General features: G+C 76.9%; 18 protein-coding genes. 7 read left to right on the top strand and 11 right to left on the bottom strand.

The genetic code is table 11. From position 1 onward, the window contains the following. The first annotated feature begins 231 nt into the window (after positions 1–231). On the top strand, positions 232–786 hold the full coding sequence (locus ACI78Q_RS20685; protein WP_456925336.1) for a hypothetical protein: 555 nt from the start codon (positions 232–234) through the stop codon (positions 784–786). Here the strand turns inward: ACI78Q_RS20685 and ACI78Q_RS20690 are convergent. The 3 genes from ACI78Q_RS20690 to ACI78Q_RS20700 form a co-directional block, all read right to left on the bottom strand. After that, entirely contained in the window at positions 691–2,301 is a 1,611-nt protein-coding gene (locus tag ACI78Q_RS20690) for a dynamin family protein (protein WP_456925337.1), read from the bottom strand. The two genes, ACI78Q_RS20685 and ACI78Q_RS20690, sit on opposite strands and share 96 nt — an antisense overlap. After that, the gene (locus ACI78Q_RS20695; protein WP_456925338.1) at positions 2,298–4,118 is read right to left on the bottom strand and encodes a dynamin family protein; all 1,821 of its coding nucleotides are present in this window, start codon (positions 4,116–4,118) and stop codon (positions 2,298–2,300) included. Before ACI78Q_RS20695 ends, ACI78Q_RS20690 begins: the two co-directional genes overlap by 4 nt. 100 nt (positions 4,119–4,218) lie before the next feature. After that, complete coding sequence (locus ACI78Q_RS20700) at positions 4,219–5,364, bottom strand: IniB N-terminal domain-containing protein (protein WP_456925339.1); 1,146 nt, start codon at positions 5,362–5,364, stop codon at positions 4,219–4,221. Positions 5,365–5,659: 295 nt separating this feature from the next. Here ACI78Q_RS20700 and ACI78Q_RS20705 point away from each other — a divergent pair, with 295 nt between their 5' ends. Together ACI78Q_RS20705 and ACI78Q_RS20710 are read left to right on the top strand one after the other, a co-directional pair. Further along, positions 5,660–7,564 (top strand): Hsp70 family protein, encoded by a 1,905-nt coding sequence (locus ACI78Q_RS20705; RefSeq protein ID WP_456925340.1) that lies wholly within the window; start codon positions 5,660–5,662, stop codon positions 7,562–7,564. Beyond that, the gene (locus ACI78Q_RS20710; protein WP_456925341.1) at positions 7,561–10,203 is read left to right on the top strand and encodes a LuxR C-terminal-related transcriptional regulator; all 2,643 of its coding nucleotides are present in this window, start codon (positions 7,561–7,563) and stop codon (positions 10,201–10,203) included. The genes ACI78Q_RS20705 and ACI78Q_RS20710 overlap by 4 nt, the downstream gene beginning before the upstream one ends. Before the next feature lie 58 nt (positions 10,204–10,261). Here ACI78Q_RS20710 and ACI78Q_RS20715 read toward each other — a convergent pair whose 3' ends face one another. Then, positions 10,262–10,486, bottom strand: coding sequence for a hypothetical protein (locus ACI78Q_RS20715; RefSeq protein ID WP_456925342.1), 225 nt, complete (start codon positions 10,484–10,486; stop codon positions 10,262–10,264). 120 nt (positions 10,487–10,606) lie between these two features. On the opposite strand from ACI78Q_RS20715, the gene ACI78Q_RS20720 reads away from it, so the two are divergent. Then, positions 10,607–11,245, top strand: coding sequence for an MBL fold metallo-hydrolase (locus ACI78Q_RS20720; protein ID WP_456925343.1), 639 nt, complete (start codon positions 10,607–10,609; stop codon positions 11,243–11,245). A gap of 27 nt (positions 11,246–11,272) precedes the next feature. Here the strand turns inward: ACI78Q_RS20720 and ACI78Q_RS20725 are convergent, their stop codons facing one another. From ACI78Q_RS20725 to ACI78Q_RS20735, 3 genes are all read right to left on the bottom strand, one after another. Then, a complete protein-coding gene (locus tag ACI78Q_RS20725) occupies positions 11,273–11,548 on the bottom strand; it encodes a GlsB/YeaQ/YmgE family stress response membrane protein (protein ID WP_456925344.1) in 276 nt (91 codons plus the stop codon). 112 nt (positions 11,549–11,660) lie between these two features. Beyond that, positions 11,661–12,137: an SRPBCC family protein gene (locus ACI78Q_RS20730; RefSeq protein ID WP_456925345.1), complete on the bottom strand. Its 477-nt coding sequence runs from the start codon at positions 12,135–12,137 to the stop codon at positions 11,661–11,663. A gap of 59 nt (positions 12,138–12,196) precedes the next feature. Next, positions 12,197–12,652, bottom strand: coding sequence for a MarR family winged helix-turn-helix transcriptional regulator (locus ACI78Q_RS20735; RefSeq protein ID WP_456925346.1), 456 nt, complete (start codon positions 12,650–12,652; stop codon positions 12,197–12,199). 196 nt (positions 12,653–12,848) lie between these two features. On the opposite strand from ACI78Q_RS20735, the gene ACI78Q_RS20740 reads away from it, so the two are divergent. Beyond that, positions 12,849–13,976: a hypothetical protein gene (locus ACI78Q_RS20740; RefSeq protein ID WP_456925347.1), complete on the top strand. Its 1,128-nt coding sequence runs from the start codon at positions 12,849–12,851 to the stop codon at positions 13,974–13,976. Positions 13,977–13,985: 9 nt separating this feature from the next. Here ACI78Q_RS20740 and ACI78Q_RS20745 read toward each other — a convergent pair whose 3' ends face one another. Beyond that, positions 13,986–14,726 carry a GntR family transcriptional regulator gene (locus ACI78Q_RS20745; RefSeq protein WP_456925348.1) on the bottom strand — a complete coding sequence of 247 codons (741 nt, stop codon included), beginning with the start codon at positions 14,724–14,726 and terminating at the stop codon, positions 13,986–13,988. 56 nt (positions 14,727–14,782) lie between these two features. Beyond that, positions 14,783–15,043, bottom strand: a complete 261-nt coding sequence (locus tag ACI78Q_RS20750; RefSeq protein ID WP_456925349.1) for a DUF167 domain-containing protein — start codon at positions 15,041–15,043, stop codon at positions 14,783–14,785. 89 nt (positions 15,044–15,132) lie between these two features. Between ACI78Q_RS20750 and ACI78Q_RS20755 the strand changes: the two genes are divergently transcribed. Next, entirely contained in the window at positions 15,133–15,702 is a 570-nt protein-coding gene (locus tag ACI78Q_RS20755; RefSeq protein WP_456925350.1) for a TetR/AcrR family transcriptional regulator, read from the top strand. Between the two features lies 1 nt (position 15,703). Here ACI78Q_RS20755 and ACI78Q_RS20760 read toward each other — a convergent pair whose 3' ends face one another. Both ACI78Q_RS20760 and ACI78Q_RS20765 read right to left on the bottom strand, forming a co-directional pair. Further along, positions 15,704–16,942 carry a metallophosphoesterase gene (locus tag ACI78Q_RS20760; protein ID WP_456925351.1) on the bottom strand — a complete coding sequence of 413 codons (1,239 nt, stop codon included), beginning with the start codon at positions 16,940–16,942 and terminating at the stop codon, positions 15,704–15,706. An 89-nt stretch (positions 16,943–17,031) separates the two neighbouring features. Next, positions 17,032–18,702 carry a CYTH and CHAD domain-containing protein gene (locus tag ACI78Q_RS20765; protein ID WP_456925352.1) on the bottom strand — a complete coding sequence of 557 codons (1,671 nt, stop codon included), beginning with the start codon at positions 18,700–18,702 and terminating at the stop codon, positions 17,032–17,034. Between the two features lie 151 nt (positions 18,703–18,853). Between ACI78Q_RS20765 and ACI78Q_RS20770 the strand changes: the two genes are divergently transcribed. Next, the gene (locus ACI78Q_RS20770; RefSeq protein ID WP_456925353.1) at positions 18,854–19,861 is read left to right on the top strand and encodes a PRC and DUF2382 domain-containing protein; all 1,008 of its coding nucleotides are present in this window, start codon (positions 18,854–18,856) and stop codon (positions 19,859–19,861) included. Positions 19,862–19,867: the final 6 nt, after the last annotated feature.

The raw sequence follows: 19,867 nt of genomic DNA on the forward strand, positions 1-19,867 counted from the left end.
CAGTGCTGAGGCTGCTCGCGGTGTCGACACGAGAGCGCGCCGACGGCTCCGGCGCGTGACCGTCCGGTCCGCATCCGCGACGATGACAGGCTCCGGCCGACATCGTCGTCGGTAGGGGGACACGTGACGGAGCTGGCGCGGCCATCCGGGGGCCAGGACACGGCAGGAGGCGCCGCCGACCCGTCGTCGGCCGCGGCGGAGGCCCGTCTCCCGTCGCCACGGCGGGTGGTCATGACCGGCAACGTGGTGCAGCACCTGCCGCCTCCGCCCCCGCGCCCGGCGACCACCAGCGACATCGCGCCGCCGCTCGGCCGCGCCACGACCTCCCGCCCGGCCACCGTGCGGGCGACCGTGGCGCTGTGGTGCGCGGGCTGCCTGGCGGCCCTGACCGGCGTGGCGACCGCCCTGCTCGACTCCGCGGCCCTGCGCGACCGGCTGACCGCCACCGCGACCGCCGACGACCCGACGGCGTCGGCCGCGGTCGTCGCCGACGGGGTGCGCGCCACGATCGCCGTGGTCACCGGCGGCGTGACCTTCGTGGTCCTGGTCTCCCTGGTGTGGGTCGTCCTGCTGACGCGCGGACGGGCCTGGGCCCGCTGGGCGCTGCTGCTGACCGCGCTGCCGGCACTGCTGGTCCTCGACGTGGCGCAGAGCCTGGTCGCCGGGGACGCCGAGGTGGACCGGATGGCCCTACTGGCCGCCGGCGGGCTGTTCGTCCTCGCCCTGCTGCCGCTGGCCACCCGGAGCTCGCGGGCCTTCTTCCGCGGCGCCCCCGCCGGGCACTGACGGCCCCGGCGGCGGCCCGCCGCGCCAGCCGTCGAGCCCGGCCAGCAGCGCCTCGCAGGTCCGGACGACCAGCGCGGCCGCGTCCGCGGTCGCCCGCGCCGCCAGCGGATCGCCGGCGGCCGCCCGCCACCGGTCCAGCGCCGTCCGGGCCGCCGCGCGCAGATCGGCGGCGGCGGTGTCCTCGGGCAGCCCCAGCCGCGCCGCCGGGGTGGTGCCCTCGGCGCCCAGCAGCCGCTCCGCGTCGGGGCGCAGGACCTCCGGCAACGGGCTGCCGGCCGCCCGCGCGCGGGCCAGCAGCGCCAGCTCGTCCAGCTCCCGGGCGGCCAGCCGGGCCCGCTCCACGCCGGCGCGCAGGTCGTCCGCGCCCTCGACCGGGTGCTCGGCCAGCACCCCGGCCAGCAGGCGGAGCGCCGTCCCGGCCTTGAGCTGGTCGCCCCGGGCGGTGAGGTGGACGCGCAGCAGCCGCTGCAGCTCGGTCAGGCCGCTGCGGCGCAGCAGCTCGTCGGCGAGCGCGGAGGCGTCCGCGATGCCGGCCCGGACGAGGGCGATCGACAGCCGGATGCCGAACAGCCCGAGCCGTTCCAGCAGCGAGACGCGGACGTCGTGCGCCAGCGGCACCGCCGCCTCGGGGCGGGTGAACCGGTCGGCGGTCAGCAGCATCGCCGCCACCTGCTGCTGGTCGGCGCCGGCCAGGGTGCGCAGCGCGACGAAGTCCCCGTGGCGCAGCGTGCGCCCGGCCAGCGCCAGCAGCCCGGCCACCGGCACCACCGCCGAGCTGACCGCCTGCAGCGCCGGGTCCTCCGACATCCGCCGGGCGACCGCGCCGGCGGCGTGGAGGGCGTCCAGCCGGCCGGCGCCGATCTCGTCGGCGCGGGACAGCACGGTGATCGTGGTGGTGTGCGCGCCGGCGGCGCCGGAGTCGTCCTGGAAGCCGGCGAGGACGGCGACGTCCTCCGGCTGCGGCTGGCGGGTCAGGAAGACGACCGCGTCGGCGCCCGAGGGCCCCTCCCCGGCGTCGAGGAAGGTGCGGGTCCGCGCGCTGGTGCCGGCCGACAGCGAGGAGATCCCCGGGGTGTCGACCACCGTCGCCGGCAGCAGGTCGGCGGCCGGCCACTCCACCAGCAGGTGCTCGACCTCCTCGGCCGGGGTGCCGCCCAGGTCGAGCTGCAGGCCGCCGTCGGCCCGGCGGACCGGCAGGGCCCGCACACCGCCGTCGACGCCGTGCAGCTGCACCCGCGGCGTCGCACCGTGGCGGTAGAGGGTCACGACGCGGGTGCACTCGCCGGCGTCGGTGGGTGCCACCCGCGCGCCCACGAGCGCGTTGAGCAGCGTGGACTTCCCCGACTTGACGCGGCCGACCAGCGCCAGCCGCAGCGGCTCGTCCAGCCGCCGCCGCTGGGCGGCCAGCCGTCCGGCCACGGCAGGGACGTCGCGGTAGCGCTCCACCGCGTCGTCCAGGAGCCCGCGGACGTCGTCGAGCACGGTGCCCGCTCCCGCCGTCCCCACGGTGCTCATGCGGCGGTCACCGGCACCCGCTCCAGCACGCGGACGTCGGCGGCCAGCCGGTCGAGCTGGTCCAGCCGCAGCCGCAGCGACCGGACACGGGCGTCCCGCTCGGCGGTGGCCTCCTTCGTCGACCGCTGGGCGGCGGCCACCGCGTCGGCCAGGGAGCGCGACATCTCCTCGGCGGTGTCGGTGATGAGGTCGCGCAGGGTGCGCTGGACGGTGCGCAACCGGTCCTTGAGCTGCTTGCCGACCTGGAAGACCACCTCGTCCAGGTGCCGGCGGACCACCGCCTTCGCCTCGGCCTGCCGGCGCGCGACCCGCTGCTTCTTGTCGTCGGTGTAGGCCTTGCGGCCGAGCAGCACACCCGCGGCCAGCGAGACCGGGTTGATGATCGCCATCCCGGCCAGACTCGTCACCAGGCCGGTCATGAGGACGCCGGTGTAGGAGCCGCGCAGGCCGATGAGGGTGCGCTCGCGCAGGGTCATCGCGCCGTCGTCGATGTCGGGCAGGTCGACCAGGCTCTCCAGCGCGTCGCCCGCCGCCCCGACCGACAGCGCGGGGACCGCGGCGCCGCCGTCCCGGGCGAACTGCTCGATGACCCGCTCGGCCAGCCACTCCGAGCGCTGCTCGGCCCACACGTAGCTGTCGGCGACGGCGGCGGCGATGCGGCGGTCCAGCCACTCGGCCAGCTCGCCCCACGCCGGGCCGGGGTCCTGCGCCTCGATCGCCTCCTCGGCCTCGCGGGTCACCACCCGGGAGCGGTCGCGCAGGTCGAAGTCGATGTCGCTCATGAGGTCGGTGACGCCGTCCCCCAGCACCTGCTGCCAGCGGGCCGAGCGCCGGCGCAGATCGTCGGCGGCCGCCTTGGCCTCCTCGAGGCCGCGCACGAGCTCCTCCCGGCCGGCCGGGTCCTGCAGCCCGGACAGCTCCGAGCGGACGGCGAGGGACAGGTGCTCGGTGACCGCCGCGAGGTCGTGCACCAGGGACCGCCGGGCCAGCGTCTCGGCGCGGTCGACCACCTCCCGGCGCAGGTGGGCGACCAGGGGCGCGATGCCCGACTCGTCGTGCAGCTCGCGGTCGCGGTGCTGCACCGCCAGCTGGGCGAGTGCGGAGGAGACGCAGAACAGCGGCGCCTCGATGCCGCGGCCGGCCAGGTGGGCGCGGTCCAGCTCGGCGATCGCCCGCCACTCGGGGCAGGCGTCGGTCTTGGTGAGGACGCAGACGACCGTCGGGCACAGCGCCCGCGCCTGCTCCAGGAAGGCCATCTCCGGGGCGGTGAACTCCTGGCTGGCGTCGGTGACGAGCAGGACGGCGTCGGCACTGGGCAGCAGGTCGACCGTGCGCAGCGCCCGGGCCATGCCCACTCCCCCGACCCCCGCGGTGTCGACCAGCTCCAGGCCGCCGGCCAGCAGCTGCCGGGGCAGCTCCACCTCGGCCTGCACCAGCCGCTCGGCGCCGGCGCCGGTCACCCGGGCCGCCACCTGCTCGATCGGCACCGGCACCCGCTCGGTGGGCGCCTCGCCGTCGGCCGGCCCGGTGGGCGCGTCGCCGGCGGCGAGCACGAGCGTGGCCCGTGGCTGCTCCCCCGCCCGCACCACCGTGGGGACGACGGTCGCGACGTCGTCGGCCACGGGGCAGACCGGCGCCCCCACCAGCGCGTTGACCAGCGAGCTCTTGCCCTGCTTCGGCTCGCCGACGACCAGGACGCGCACGCCCGGGGTCTCGGAGCGCGCCTGCGCCTGGACCAGCCGCCGGTGCAGGTCCGGCCGCTCGCAGACCTGCGCGAGCGCCAGCGCCCGGTCGAGCACCTGTGCTGACGTGACCACGGCCACCTCCCTGGGACCCGGTCTTACCACCGGGGACGGCGATGGAGCGCGACCCGGCCCGGGTGTCCGCGGAGGACACCCGGGCCGGGCGAGCGGGGGGTCAGACGGTCACGTCGTCGACCTCGGCCTCGCGGACCTCGACGCTCTCCTCGGAGTTGTCCTGGAAGGAGTCCTCCACCGTGAAGGAGTCCTCCACGGTGAAGGAGTCCTCGACCGAGACCGAGTTGTCGGTCGACTCGTACTCGTTGCCGATGGCGGAGTCCTCGACGTCGACGTCGAGGCCGTCGTCGTCGGAGTTGTCCTGGAAGGAGTCCTCGATCTCCACGTCCACGTCGGTGTTGGTGGAGTTGTCCGAGTTGTCCTCGTTGAACGAGTCGTCGATGTCGACGTCGGTGTTCGTGGAGTTGTCGGAGTTGTCGTTGAACGAGTCCTCCACCTCGAGGTCCACGTCGGTGTTCGTGGAGTTGTCGGTGGCGTTGCCGTTGCCGGACACGTTGCCGTCGCCGTGCTGGGTGTTGCCCGAGTTCTCCACGTCGATGTCGGTGTCGATGTCGGTGTCGACGTCGTTGCCCGTGCCCACCGCGTTGCCGTTGCCGGACACGTCGGTGCTCTCGTTGTAGGAGTCCTCCACCGAGTTGTCGCTGTGGTCGACCACGACCTTCGAGTCCTCGAGGTCGTCGCCGACGTAGACCCCGCCGGAGTTGTCGATCTGCGAGACGTCGCCCTCCACGTCGCCGAAGATCGCCTGCGCGTCGCCGCTCACCCAGATGCTGTGCGAGGCGTCGACGGACACGTGGGTCTCGTGGTTGGTGTACTCGATGTTCTGCAGGTGGGTGATCACCACGGTCTCGTGACCGCCGCCGTGGGCAGGGTGGCCGCCGTGGGAGCCGCCGTGCCCGTCGTCGTCCCGGTCGTGGTGGCGGTCCTCGTCGTCCCGGTCGTGCACCGGGCGGTACGAGCCGCGGTCGTCGTCGTCCTCGTGCCGGGAGGGGCGGTGGGAGGCGCCGGCGACCAGCCCGGAGCGGTCGTCCCCGTCGCAGGAGTCGCCGCGGCCCCCGCTCCAGGCACCCACGGTGGAGTAGTCGGAGACCATCGGCGCGAGGTCGGCGACGTCGCTGGGCTCGACGTCGGTCAGGCCGGCGGCGTCCAGCGTGCCGCGCGGGTCGGCGTCGTACGCGGCCGCCTTCTCGGGGTCGCGGAACAGGCCGAGGATGAAGTCGAGCAGCGAGCTGGCGAGGGTCGTCATGGCTGGCACTCCTGGGTCTCGAGCCGTCCGCGATCTCGGCCGGCTGGCGACCGCAGTCCAGCCGCGGACGGCGGTCCCCGGCATCGGGGACTGTCCCCCTCGTCACATCACCCGAATGGGGGGTGCGTGCTGACTCCCCGTTAGGGGCTGCGGGGTGTCGCCCCCCACTTACGGTCCGCACCCGTCCGTCGGGGCGTCGGCATGAGACAGATGGGGTGAGCGGGCCATACGTTCGCGGAACCGGGAGGTCCAACGCGGGGGCCCCGGGACGTGATGGGGAACCAGGGGGCTACCTGTGCGCGAGGACGAGTACGGGCTGGGCATCGACATCGGCGACGGGACGATCTCGGCCGCGGTGTGCGCCGGGGACGCGACGGGGGAGGTGACGGCGCAGCCGCTGGCGCTCGGCGGTCGGGGGACCGCCCTGCCCGCCGACGTGGCGGTCGGCCCGGACGGCGAGGTGGGGCTCGAGCCGGTGCCCGACGGGGTCACCGTCCCCCACGTCATGGCCCGGGTGGGCACCCCGGAGCCGGTCTACGCCGGTGAGCGGGCGGTGTCCGCGGCCGCGCTCGCCGCGGGAGCCGTCCAGCGGGTGCGCGAGGCCGCCGCCCGGCAGGAGGGCCGGCCGGACGCGTGGACGGTCGTCGCCGTCCCGCCGTCCTGGGGCCGGCACCGCCGCGCCGTGTTCGCCCGGGCCCTGGAGGCCGCCGGCGTCCCGCGCTTCTCCCTCGTCTCCAGCGCCGTCGCCGCCGTGCACCACCACGTGGTGGCCGGCGACCTGGCGCCCGAGCCGACCGTCGCCGTCTACGACCTGGGCGCGAGCACGCTGGACACCGCCGTCGTCGGCCCCACGGCCGACGAGCCCCTGGGGCACCGGGGCCTGCCCCCGGAGCCCCGGGCCTGGGGCGGGCGCGACGCGGACGACGCGGTCGTCGCGCACGTGCTCGGCTCCGGGGGGACGCCGGCCGGGGCGGCCGGGGCGGCGGCGCTCCGTGCGGCCTGCACCGCGGCCAAGGAGGCGCTGTCCGCGCGGACCACCGTGGACGTGGCCGTGGACGGTCCGGACGGACCGGTCCGGCTCACCCGGGAGGAGCTCGACGAGGTCCTCGCCGGCGCGGTGCGGGAGTCGGTGACCGCGGTGGAGGAGGCGGTGGCGGCTGCCGGCCTCCAGCCAGCCGACCTCGACGCCGTGGTCCTGGCCGGCGGCGCGGTGCGGGTGCCGCTGGTCGCCGAGGTGCTCTCCGGTGAGCTGGGCCGGCCGCTGGTGGTCGCCCCGGAGCCGGCGCTCACCGCGGCGCTCGGCGCCGCCGCCCTGGCTGCCGACGCGCTCGTCGCCGAGCAGCTGATGGCCGCCGTCCCGGCCGTGCCGGTCGCCTCCTCGGAGGACGTCCCGGCTCCCGTGGCGGACCGCCGTCCCCCGGCCGCGCAGGGCCCGTCGTCCCGCCGGCCCGGCGGGACGACGCGGCCACAGCGGAGCTCGCGGGTGCGGCGCGGCGCGGTGGTCGGCGGCGCCCTGCTCGGGCTGCTGGTGGTGCCCCCGGCGCTGGCCGGCGTCCTAGGCTCCGACCCCGCTCCCACCCGGACCGCCGCGGAGGACGACGACAGCGGCGGGCAGGTGATCGCCACCGGCACCGCTGAGGTCGACAGCCCCCCGTCCACCGACACGGCCGCCCAGCCCGCGACGGCGGCCGCTCCCGGGAGCCGCGGCGGGGCCTCGGACGGCGGCACCGCCGGGACCCTGGACAGCACCCGGCCCCGGACCAGCCTGGCCGCGGCGATCACCACCGCGGCGCGGAGCAGCGCGGCGGGGACCCCCGACACCCCCTCCCCCACGCCGTCCCGCCCCGGGCCCAGCGCCCCCGGCGGTCCGGCGGGGCCGGTGACCCCGGCCGGCACGGTGGCCCCGGGCCCGGCGGCGCCCGGCACCTCGACGCCGCAGCCCCCCGACCCGACGTCGGAGCCGACGACCGAGCCCGACCCCACCACCGAGCCGGAGCCGACGACCGAGCCGGAACCCACCACGGACCCCGGTCCCGTCACCGACCCCGGGCCGACGACCGACCCCGAGCCCGAGCCCACGACGGAGCCGGAGCCCGACCCCCAGCCGGAGCCGACGGCCCCCGCACCGGACCCGACCCCGCCGCCGGCCCCCGAGCCGGCGCCCGAACCCGTCATCGAGCTCGGCACGGACCTGCTGTGACCGCCGAGACCGGCGCGACGGGCACCCTGCCCGCCGCGAGCGCTCCCGTGCACGCGATCGCCGCGGCGAGCCCGGCCGTGGTGACCGTGCAGGGCCCCGGCGGCACGGGGAAGACGCACCTGCTCAACGAGCTCGCCACCGAGTGGCGGCGGTCGGGGGTCGTGGTGCTCGACGGCGTCCCCGCGGATGCCGCCGGGCTGCCGGCGGAGTTCGCCGTCGTCGTCGACGACGCCCACCGGCTGTCCGGGCCGGCCGCGGCCGGGCTCGTCGCGCTGGTGGGCGTGCCCGGCGCGCGCATCGCGCTGGCCCACCGGCCGTGGCCCCGCCCGGCACCGCTCACCGCCCTGCTCCCCGAGCTCGGCGGGGACCGTCGCACCGTCGTCCTCGGCCACGCCGACCGCGCCACGGTGCGGGGGTGGGCGCGCGAGCAGCTCGGCGAGGCCGCCGGCCCGGACCTGGTGGACGCCGTCCACGCCCGGACCGGCGGGTTGCCCTCCCTGGTGCACCCGCTGCTGCGCGCGCTGGCCCGCCACGGCGGCGCGAGCGGCCGGCTGCTGGGTCCGGCCGTCCCGGAGGAGGTCGCCGACCGGATCCGCGCCCAGCTGGCGACCGTCGGCGAGGAGACCCGGGCGCTGCTGCACGCCGTCGCCGCCGGCGCCCCGCTGGACGACGACGTGCTGGGCGGACTGCTCGACGTGCTGCCCGGCCACGCGGCGGAGCTGGTCACCGCCGCCCGCGCCAGCGGCCTGCTGCTGCCCCGCGGCGCGGTCGTGCCGCTGGTGGCCCAGCTGCTGCTGGAGGCGACCCCGCCCGACGTCACCCGCCGCACCCGCCGGCAGCTCCTCGCGCTGCTGGTCGAGCGCGGCGAGGAGCCCCTGGACCTCGCCCGCCGGCTGGCCGCCGAACGGGTGCGCGACCCGGAGGCCGCCCGCCTGCTGGAGCGGCACGGGGAGGCGGCGCTGGCCGCCGACCCGGCGCTGGCCGGCGAGCTGCTCGGAGCGGCCGCGCACACCGGCGCGCCGGTGGCCGGGCTGGCCGCGCGGCGGGCGCAGGCGGCCGCGCTGGCCGGGGACCTCGACGGCGCCCTCCAGTGGGCCGACACCGCGCTGGCCGACCCGGCGGCGCCGGACCGGGCCCGCGCCGCCGGCGTGACCGCGGCCGTGCTCGCCCAGCGCGGGCTGCTGACCCGCGCGGCCGCGCTGTGCCGGCTGGCCGGGCCGGAGCGGGCGGGCTCGGCGGCGCTGGCCCTGCTCGCCACCGGGGAGCCGGAGGAGGCGGCCGCCGTCCTGGACGGCGCGCGGGCGGCCGGGGGGCTGCCGACCGTGCTGTCGGTGAGTGAGGAGCTGACCGCGCAGGGCGTGCTGCAGTCGCTGCGCACCGGCGCGAACGCCGCCGACGACATCGCCGCGGCGCTGTCCACGCTCACCCGCGCGGCCGCCCTGCTGGAGCCGGTGGGCCGCACCGCGCTGCTGGTCGACACCCCGGCGGCGCTGGCCGCGCTGGTCGCCCTGCACAGCGGGGAGCTGGGGGTGGCCGAGTCGGTGCTGCAGCGGGCCGTGGACGCCGATCTCGGCGGCGCGCCGTGCCGGCCGCGGCACCTGCTGCTGCTGGCGTGGATCGCGATGCTGGCCGGCCGGATGACCCGCGCCCGCGAGTACATGGCCGCGGCGCAGGCCTCGGCGCACGTGCAGGCGGCGCGGATGGGCGGGGGGCAGGCCTCGGCGCACGTGGACGCGGCGCCGTCGGGTGGGGACGGGGAGGGGCCGGCGGCGCTCGAGCCGCGCGACGACGTCTTCCTGCAGGCCCTGGAGGTGGGGCTGGCCCGGCGCAGCAGCGACGTGCCGGCGCTGGTGCGGGCCTGGGTGAGGGCGCGGGAGGCGGTGGTCCGCCACCCGGTGGACCTGTTCACGCTGCTGCCGCTGGGCGAGCTGGTGGTGGCCGCCGCCCGGCTGCAGGACGGCGACCGGCTGCGGCCGCACCTGGCGGAGGCGCAGGCCCTGCTGGCGCGGCTGGGCAACCCGCAGCTGTGGGCCACCTCGCTGCACTGGAGCGGCGCGCAGGCGGCGATCCTCACCGACGACCCGGACGGGCTGCGGCCGCACGCGGCGGCGCTGGTGGCCGCCGCGCGGACCAGCCCCTACGCGGCGACCCTGGCCCGGGCGGGGCGGTCCTGGATGCGGGTGCTCACCGGCGACGTCGACGCCGGCAGCGTGGTGACCGCGGCCGAGGAGCTCACCGCGGTCGGGCTGGGCTGGGACGGTTCCCGGCTGGCCGGCCAGGCCGCGGCCCGGACGGTGGACCAGAAGGCCCGCTCGGTGCTGCTGGGCTGCGCCCGGTCACTGGCCGACAGCGCCGGGTGCGAGGCCGCGCCCGCGGTGCCCGCGCCGCGGGCGGCGGGCGAGCCCGTCCCCGTGCCGGCGCCGGCACCGACCGCGCCCGGAGGGGTGCTCAGCGAGCGGGAGCGGGAGGTGGCGCGGCTGGTCGTGGCGGGGCAGACCTACCGGGAGATCGGCGGCCGGCTCTACATCTCGGCCAAGACGGTGGAGCACCACGTGTCACGGATGCGGCAGCGGCTCGGGGCCAGCAACCGGTCGGACCTGCTGGCCCGGCTCCGGGCCGAGCTCGACGACGGCGCGTAGGTCGGCCCTGCAGGGATCCGCGGCGAGCCTGCGAGGCGCGGGGCGTAGAGGACCCTCGTCAGCGGGACAGGACGACGCAGGCCGGGCAGACGTCGCGGGCCGTCGCGGGCCAGGGCTGCTCGACCACGACGCGGGCCAGCGACCCGCACAGCGTCAGCTCGCACGCGCCGTCCAGCTCGGCGGTGGGGCGGTGCAGCTCGACCGCGTGCCAGAGGGCGGCGGTGGGGCCGTGGGCCCGGCTGCGGGCGGCGACGACGGTGGGGGCGAGGATCTGGGCGCTCATACCCAGGAGGTCGGCAGGCCGGCGGACCCGGGACACGGCCCCGCGTCGCCGTGTCCCCCGGAGGGGTGAGACGGGGCGCCCGATCGCCGCCCGGCCACCCGCCGGGCAGGATGTGGCGACATGGAGCTGACCAAGCACGGCCACGCCTGCGTCGTCCTCAGCGAGGACGGCCGGCGGCTGGTCATCGACCCGGGGGCGTTCACCGACCCGACGGCCCTCGACGGGGCCAGTGCGGTCCTGGTGACCCACGAGCACGTCGACCACTTCGCCCCCGACGTCCTGCGGGCGGCGATGGACGCCGACGCCGGGCTGGAGGTCTGGACGAACCGGTCGGTGGCCGGTCAGCTCGAGGGCCTCGGCACCCGCGTGCACGTCGTGGGCGACGGGGACGCGGTGACGGTGGCCGGCTTCGACGTGACCGTGCACGGGGAGCTGCACGCGGTGATCCACCCCGACCTCCCGCGGATCCCCAACGTCGGGTTCCTCGTCGGGGGCCAGGTGTTCCACCCCGGTGATGCGCTGACGGTGCCGGAGGAGCCGGTCTCGACCCTGCTGCTGCCGGTCCACGCGCCGTGGTCGAAGGTCTCGGAGGTCATCGACTACGTGCGGGCGGTGGACGCCGACCAGGCGTTCGCCGTGCACGACGGGCTGCTCAACGACACCGGTCTGGGTGTCGTGGGCGGGATGCTCGGTGAGCGGGGACCGGGCACGCCCACCCCCTACAGCCGGCTCGCCCCCGGGGACTCGGTCGACCTCTGACGGTCGCCCGAGCCCCCGGGGCGGGGCTCACCGGACGGCGCGGTTGCGGCCGCCGGACACGCCCTCGGCGACACCGACGAGGATCACCGCGGCCACGACGGCGAGGATGAAGCCCAGCACGTTCAGCTCGAAGATGTCGCCGGTGCCGATCAGGCTGGCGATGAAGCCACCGATCAGCGCGCCCACGACACCGAGCAGCATCGTGGCCAGGATGCTCATGCGCTGCTTGCCGGGCTTGATGAGGCGCGCCAGCGCGCCGATGATCAGGCCGACGACGATGAGCCCGAGGATGTCCCAGATCATGGTGCTCTCCCTTGCGCTCGCGGGCCTGCTCCAGGCGGCAGGCCCATTCGGCGAGGTGGGTACCCCAAGATCACTGCGGCACACCTGCCGGTCACCCGATCGTGGCCCTCGCTCAGTCCCGGGACAACAGGTCGACGTGTGCGGGTAGCTTGTCCAGCTCGCCGTCGACGGTGCGCTGCACCATCTGCCGCACACTGCCCCGCACCAGCCGCTGGGCGAGCCGGTTGCCGCGCCTGGCCTCGTGACTGACGGTGATCGTCACGCGGGTGGCGCCCGCCCCGGCGTCGGCGAGCTCGATGCGGGTGGTCCAGGTCTCGGGCGTGAGCTCCAGCCGGGTGCCCACGGCGCGCTTCGGCTCCCAGTCCACGATCTCGCCCCGGGGCGCGCCGGGCGGCGGCTGCGCGCCGTCGGCCAGCCGGCCGGGCACGCAGACGAACGTCGTCCCGCGGCCCGGGGACCCGGAGCCGTCCACGACGTAGGAGACGTCGCACACGGCGCAGTAGGGCGCGAGGACGGCGAGCGCCCGCCACACCCGGCCCCGGTCGTAGGGCACCTCGCGGGTGCCGCTGGCGGTGACCGGCTGCGGCATGGGACCTCCGGGGACGTGGGTCGGCGACGGCCGGAGGGCACCCGGTCGTCGGCCCGACGTTAGTCGGGGCCGGCGCGCCGCCCCCCGACGGCGAGGTCGGTCAGGACGCTGCGCGCCGCGGCCCACCGGTCGGCGCCGACCTCGGCGGCCCAACCGCTCTCGACGTCGGCCAGCGTCGCCCGCAGGGCCGCGGTGACCTCACGGCCCCGCGGGCTCAGGCGGACCAGCCGGGCCCGCCGGTCGGCGGGGTCGGGCACCACCTCGACGTAGCCGCCGGCCTCTAGGGGCGCCAGCGCCTGGGCCAGCGCCTGCTTGGTGAGCCCGCTCTCCTCGGTCAGCCGGCTGAGCCGCTCCCCCTCCTCGGGCAGGAACGACAGCAACCGGTAGTGCCGCGCCCGCAGCCCCGGGAAGCGCGCCGCGCTGAGCGCGTAGAGCCGGTCGCGCAGCCGCATCATGGCCTGCTCCAGCAGCGTGAAGACCAGCGGCTCCGGCCGGCCGTTGACAGCAGTGGACAAGCTGCTTCACCATCTCCGCGTCAGACAAGGTGCTTGACCATCGTCGCACGAGGTCCGCCATGACGACCCTCCCCGCCATGTACCGCTGGTCCCTCCTCCTCCCGCGGCCGCGGCACCCGTGGCACCCGCCGGCACCGGACCCGGCGGCACAGCGCCCGCCGGCACCGCACCCGTCGTTCCCGCGCCCGTCGACCCCGTGCCCGGCCCGGTGACCGGCCTGCCCGGCGGCCTCGCCGTCGACACGCTGCGCGACGCCCTGCGCCGCTGGACCGGCCGCCCCGGGCTGGCCGTCGACGCGGTCGCCTGCGCGCCGATCGCGCACCGCATCTCCGCCCCCACGACCCGCGCGCTGACCCGGGTCCTGGTGGCGGCGTCCGACGGCGGCGAGCGCCTCGAGCTGCGGCTGGTCACCAAGGAGCTGCAGGCGGCGCGGTACGGCCTGCCCCCGCAGATGCCCGACGACGCCCGCGCCCACCTCGACGCCTTCATCCCCTGGCGCCTGGAGGCCGACGTCCTGACCTCCGACCTGGCCACGCTCGTACCGCCGGGCCTGCGCCTGCCCGACGTGGTCGCGGTCCACGAGCAGGACGGCGACCGGCTCACGCTGTGGCTGGAGGACGCCGACCCGCTCGACACCCCGTGGACCGCGGCCGACACCACCCGCGCCGCCACCGCCCTGGGCCGGCTGGCCGCCCGCCGGGTCGGCACGGCCACCGCCCCCCTCCCGGGCGGTGACTTCCTCACCGGCTACCGGGACGAGCAGCTGGGCGCGTGGGCGGTCCCCTGGCTGCTGGACGACGCCACCTGGGCGCACCCGCTGTTCCGGCTGCCGGAGGTGGCGGCACTGCGGTCGGAGATCTGCGCGCTGGCCCGTCGGGTGGTCGACGTCCACGCCCGGCTGGCGCCGCTGCCGCTGCTGCCGGCCCACGGCGACGCCACGCCGATGAACCTGCTGCGGCCGCGGTCCCGGCCCGGCGAGTTCGTGCTCGTCGACTGGGGGATGACCGGCCCGGCGCCCGCCGGGTACGACCTGCTGCCGCTGGTGTTCGGGCGCGCGGAGTCGGGGGTCGGGCCGCCCGACGAGGTGCCCGCGCTGCTCGACCGCGCCGTCCCGGCCTACTGCCAGGGCCTGGGCGACGAGGGGGTCGAGGTCCCGCTGGCCGACCTGGCGGCCGGCGTGCTCACCGCGGCGCTGCTGCGCTACCCGTGCACGACGATGCCGCTGACGCTGACCATGGAGCCGGTGACCGACGCCGTCGTGGAGCGGGCCCGGGAGCGGGCCGCCTTCGTGCGGATGGTCCTCGACCTGCAGCCGTCGGCGTGACCCCCGGCCTCAGCGCCCGCCGACGGAGACCTCGAACTCGACCTGGCTGACGTCGGGCCGCAGTCGCGAGTAGCTGTGCACCTGCGGGTGGCCGGCGCTGTCCCGCACCGTCGTCCGGACGACGAGCAGCGGCGAGCCGGCGATCACGCCCAGCACCTCGGCCTCGTCGGGCGCCGCGGTGCCGACGTCGACCACGATCCGGGCGTGCGCGAGGTCGGCGGAGTACTCCCGCCGCAGGAAGTCGTAGAGCGACCCCTCGCTGAAGTCCTCCTCGGCGGCCCGCGGGTAGGCCGAGGCCGCCATGAAGCTGTGCGCGACGTGGTTGGGCGTGCCGTCGACGCTGCGCAGCCGGACCAGCTCGATCACGTCGGCCGCCGGCTCCAGGCCCAGCTCGGCGGCGATCGGAGGCTGCACGGGCACGATCCGCTGGGTGAGCACGGTCGTGCCGACCTGGGCGCCCTGCTCGGTCATCACGGAGTTGAACCCGGCGATCCGGTGCACGAAGCTCTCGCGGTACTCGTGGCGGATCGGCGGGCGGGTGACGTAGGTGCCCCGCCCCTGCTCGCGCACCAGGTGCCCGTCGGCCACGAGCCCGTCGACGGCCCGTCGCAGGGTGATCCGGCTGACCCCGTACTCGGCGCAGAGCAACGGCTCCGGGGGCAGCAGGGTGTGCTCGGGGAGCGCGGACACCCGGCGGCGCAGGTGCTCGCGGACCGCGAGGTACTTCGGCCCCGTCACGGCGCTGGTCACGCCGCAAAGGTACTGGACGAGTAGACGTCTGGTCGTCTGAGACGTCTGTCTCAGTCCTACGGGGGCGCGAGCAGCGCGGCCAGGCGAGCGGGGTCGGCACCGTCGACCTCCACCACCTTGGTGCGGCTGGTGGCGCCGCTCACCAGACCCACCTGCCGGCGGCGGACGCCCAGCGCCGCGGCCACCGCAGCCAGCGCCGCCTCGGTGGCCGCGCCGTCGACCGGCCGCGCGGCCACGCGGACGACGAGCGCGCCGTCGTGGCTGCCGCCGACCGCCGTCCGGCCGGCGGCGGGCCGTACCCGGATCGACACACGCACGCACCCAGTGTCACCGCCACGGAGGTTGAGAGCGAAACCACGGGGGTACGTGCGCATCCCGCACTCGGGTGGCCGGAGGATGGTCCCTTGTGACCGAGCCGCAGGACCCTCGCGCCCGCCGCCGCCAGGCCACCCACCGGCGCATCTACTCCACGGCCATGCGGTTGTTCGCCGAACACGGCTACGACGCGGTGACGGTCGGCGCCATCGCGACGGCCGCGCAGGTGTCGGTGCCCACGTTCTACGACCACTTCCCCAGCAAGGAGCACATCGTCCTGCCGATGCCGGCTCCCCACGAGATCGAGCAGGTGCTCGCCGCCCAGGGCCAGGCGCTGCCGCTGGCCGAGCGGATCCGGCAGGGGATCCTCGGCTGGCTGAGCAGCATCCAGGGCCCGGACCGCGACGAGATGCTCGAGCGCTGGCGGATCGTCGTCACCACCCCGGGCCTGCGCACCCGCGCGGCGACGTTCGAGCGGGCCACCGCGGAGATGGTGCTGGACGTCATCGAGCCCGGCGACCGCTCCGTCGTCCCGGGCATCGTGGTCACCGCCAGCCTGTCGGCCTACACCCAGATCCTGGTCCGCTGGGCCGAGGGCGAGGGCAAGGTGCCGCTGGAGGACGTCGCCGAGCAGGTGCTGGCCGCGCTCCGCGAGCTCTGACCTACGGCGCCTTCAGCTCGATCACGGAGATCTCGGGCCGGGCGCCGATCCGCACGGGCGGGCCCCAGAACCCCACCCCCGGCGTGACGTAGAGCTGGGTGTCACCCACCCGCGACCGGCCCTGCACGGCCGGCTGGTCGAGGCGGATCGCGGCGTCGAAGGGCCACAGCTGGCCGCCGTGGGTGTGCCCGGACAGCTGCAGGTCCACCCCCGCGGCCCGGGCCTGCTCCACCATGACCGGCTGGTGGGCGAGCAGGACCACCGGCGTGCCGTCGTCCCGCCCGTCGAGCGCGGCGTCCAGGTCGGCGCGGTGGCCGGGCAGCCCCGAGCGGTCCGCCGTCCGGTCGTCGATGCCGGCCAGGTCGAGAAAGGCGCCGCCGCGGCCGATCGCGACCCGCTCGTTGCGCAGCACCTGCACGCCCAGCGTGGGCAGGTGCCGCAGCCAGGCGGCGGTGTCGACGAAGTACTCGTGGTTACCGGTCACGAAGTAGACGCCCTGGTCGCTCACCAGGTCGGCCAGCGGGGCGACGTCCTCCCGCAGGTCCTCCACCTCGCCGTCGACGAGGTCGCCGACGATCGCCACGACGTCCGGCCGCTGGGCGTTGACCATCTCCACCACCCGCTCGAAACGGCGGCCGCCGTAGGTCGTGGAGAGGTGGCCGTCGGAGAAGGTGACGATCCGCAGGCCGTCGAGGGCCGGGTCCAGCCCGGCCAGCGTCACCGGCACCCGCCGGACGACGGGCGCCGTGTTGGCCAGGTAGGCGCCGGTGCCGGCGGTGCCGAGGGCGACCGCGCCCGCGGTCAGCGCCAGCCCACGGGCGATGAACAGTCGCCGCGACGGGTCGATGACACTGCGCTCCTCCCGGACCACGCCGGGCCCGGCGGCGTTCTGCTCGGTGCCGTCCGGGTCAGGGGCGGCGCCGCTCGGCAGCACCGCCACCGGCGCCTCGACGACCTCCGCCCGCCGGTTCCGCGCCCACGGGCGCAGGAGCAGGCGCACCGGCTCGAGCACGAGCAGCGTCACGAACGTGTAGAACACCACGCCCAGCCACGAGAAGCCGACCCAGTCGGCGACCACCGCGCCGGCGTCGTCCCCGCGGAGCAGGACGGCGAGCAACGGCAGGACGCCGAGCAGCAGCAGGACGAGCGTGAGGACGCGACGGAGCCGGCCCGGCCGCGTGGTGCTGCGCACCAGCCGCCACCACAGGTACCCGTGCAGGATCAGCAGGGCCAGCAGCACGACCGTGCCGAAGCCGAGCAGGCCGAGGATGGACAGTGCGGACCTCGCTCATCCGTGGGTGGGTGGGACCCCCATCCTGCGGGGAACCGTCAGCCGGCCTTGGATGCCGCGCGGACCGCCCCCGCCAGCGACGGCTCGATAGCCCAGAACCGGTCCGCGGCGCGGGCCGCGCGGGCCTCCTCCAGACCGTGCAGCCGGCCGAGGGTCCAGGCGTTCTCCCCCGCCGCGAAGGCGGCCAGCCCGAGGCGGCGGCAGTACGCGCGGGTGACGACGGTGTCCTGCACGGCGCCGAGCGCCTCCTGCACCTCCTTCAGGCTGGTGACGAGGTCCTCCGCCGGCGTCCCCACCACCCCCGCGGCGACCTCCGCGGTGTAGCGCAGCCGCTTGGCGGCCTTGCGGACGGCGTGCAGGGCGTGCTCCCGCTCCGAGCCCTCGAGCTCCTGCGCCGCCGCCACCGTCCGCCGCAGCCGCTTGCCGGTGCGCCGCACCGCGTCGGCCGCCACCCGCGCCGCGGGGTCGGACGCCGCCGGGGTCAGCGGCCGGTCGAGCTGCAGCTCCTCCAGCGCGTCGAGCAGCCGCAGGTAGCGGCGGTCGGACAGGGCCCGGGTGACCTTCTGGGAGCCGGCCTCGTGCTCGGAGACGACCGTCTGCTGGAGGCGGGCGGCGACCGAGCCCAGCACCAGCTCGACCGGCTGGTCGGCGACCAGCGCGCGCAGGTGGGCCAGCGCCACCTCGCCGTCGCGCGCGGCGGACAGCTGCTCGCCCACCCACCGCAGCTCCTCGCGCAGCGGGTCGGTGCGCTCGCGGTCCAGCACGGGGCGGAACGCGGCCAGGATGCTGCGCAGCCGGCGGCAGGCCACCCGGAAGTCGTGGACGCCCTCCTCCTGATCGGTGCGGACGGCCAGGTCCGCCTCCCGCAGCGCGGCCAGCTGGGCCGCGACCGCGCCGAGGACGACGTCGCCGGCCTCGGGGGCCTTCCCGGACGCGGCCGCCGCCACCGCCTCCGCGGACTTCCGCGACTTCCCCGTCTTCGCCTTGCCGGCCTTCTTCGACTTCTTCGCCTTGCCGCCCTCCGGGGATCCCTCGGCGGCCGGCTCGTCGGTCGGGGCGGGCGCGGCGGGGGCAGGTGCGGGTGCGGCGGCGGGCAGGCGGCCGTCGAGCACCCGGCCGACCTTGGAGGGCAGCTCCGACACCCGTGCACCGGCGGCGACGAGCCGGTCGGTGACGGCGTCGAGCAGGGCCGCGTCCCCGTCGACGAGCTCGACCTCCACCTCCCGCCAGCTGGTGACGGTCGCCGCCTCGCCGGGGTCGGTGGCCAGCGCGGTGCCGAGGACGACGTCGTCGGCCACCTCGGCCAGCACCCGGCCCTCGCCGTCGAGCAGGTGGTGCACGACGCGGCGGGTGCGCAGGGTGGCCACCGGAGCGGGGGTCGCCGTCCCGAGCTGGCCGAGGACCGGCGCCAGGACCGCCTTGGGCACCGTGCGGGAGGCACGGCCCAGCGGCTGGTGCAGCTCCCGGCGGGCGCCGGCCCCCGCGGGCAGCTTCACGTGCCAGCCGGCGTCGGGGCCGCCGGTGCGGCGGCGCAGCGTCACCCGGGAACGGAGCAGGCGCAGGTCGACGGTGTCGTAGTAGGTCGCCTCGAGCTCGTGGCTCTCCGGCTCGCCCACCGAGACGACGTCACCGACACCGGTCAGGTCGGGCAGGGCGAAGGACTCCGCTGCCTCGAACTTGCGCTCGATCTCCAGGTGCTCGGTGGTCACCTGGTCACGGTATGCCAGGTCGTGCCTGGTCAGTACGGCGTCCGGCGTCCTGCGCCGCCCCGCCGTCCGATGTTCACCGGGCGCCCTGGCTGGGCACGCTGACCCGCGGGGAGCGCCCAGTGCCGGGCCTCCTGACGAGGGGAGCCGGCCCATGTTGAGCGAGCGAGAACTGTCCGCGGCCATCGGCAGCACCGCCTACGGTCCCGACGGGCAGAAGATCGGCACCGTCGAGCACTTCTTCACCGACGACCGGACCGGTGCGCCCACCTGGGTCGCCGTCTCGACCGGTCTGTTCGGCACCCGGCACTCCGTCGTCCCGGCCGAGGAGGCCACGTTCACCGACGGGGCCCTGCAGCTGCCGGTCACGCGGGACGCCGTCCGCAGCGCTCCCCAGGTCTCCGACGAGCACCTCGACCCGGACGCCGAGGCACTGCTGCGCCGGCACTACGCGGGGAGCGCCGCCGAGGGGCGGACCACGGCCGGCGACACGACGGCGACCGACCGGGCGGCGACCGACGCGACGGACGGTCGGGACGCGGGGTGGGACGCCGGCGGCCGGGACGGCCTGGCCGCACGGGACGCCGGCGCCGCCGCCGGAGCCGCGCGCGACGAACGGACCGTGCGGGCCGAGTCGGTGCAGCCCCCCGCCGCGGCGCCCGCCGGGGGCACCCCGGGCACCGGAGCCGGCGCCGCAGCCGCTCCGGCCGCCGCCGGAGCCGTTCCCGCTCCTCCCCCCGCGCACGACGCCGGCGGCACGATGACCCGCACCGAGGAGCAGCTGCGGGTCGGCACCGAGCGGGTCGCCACCACCCGCGCCCGCCTGGTGAAGTACGTCGTCACCGAGCAGGTGACGATCACCGTGCCGATCCGGCGCGAGGAGATCCGGGTGGAGCACGTGCCCGTCGACTCCCCCGACCCGGTGCCCGGGGAGTCCCTGTCACCGGACGCGGACCGGGCGGCCCCCACGGCGGCGGCGACCGACGGCTCCCCGGGGCTGCCCGACGAGATCGTGCTGCACGCCGAGCGGCCCGTCGTCTCGGTCGAGGTGGTGCCCGTCGAGCGGGTGCGGCTGCGCACCGACGTCGTGACCGGCCAGGAGCAGGTCACCGAGCAGGTGCAGCGCGAGCAGATCGTCCTCGACGAGGACCGCATCCGCTGAGCACCG

The organism is Geodermatophilus sp. SYSU D00705, assembly GCF_054050135.1.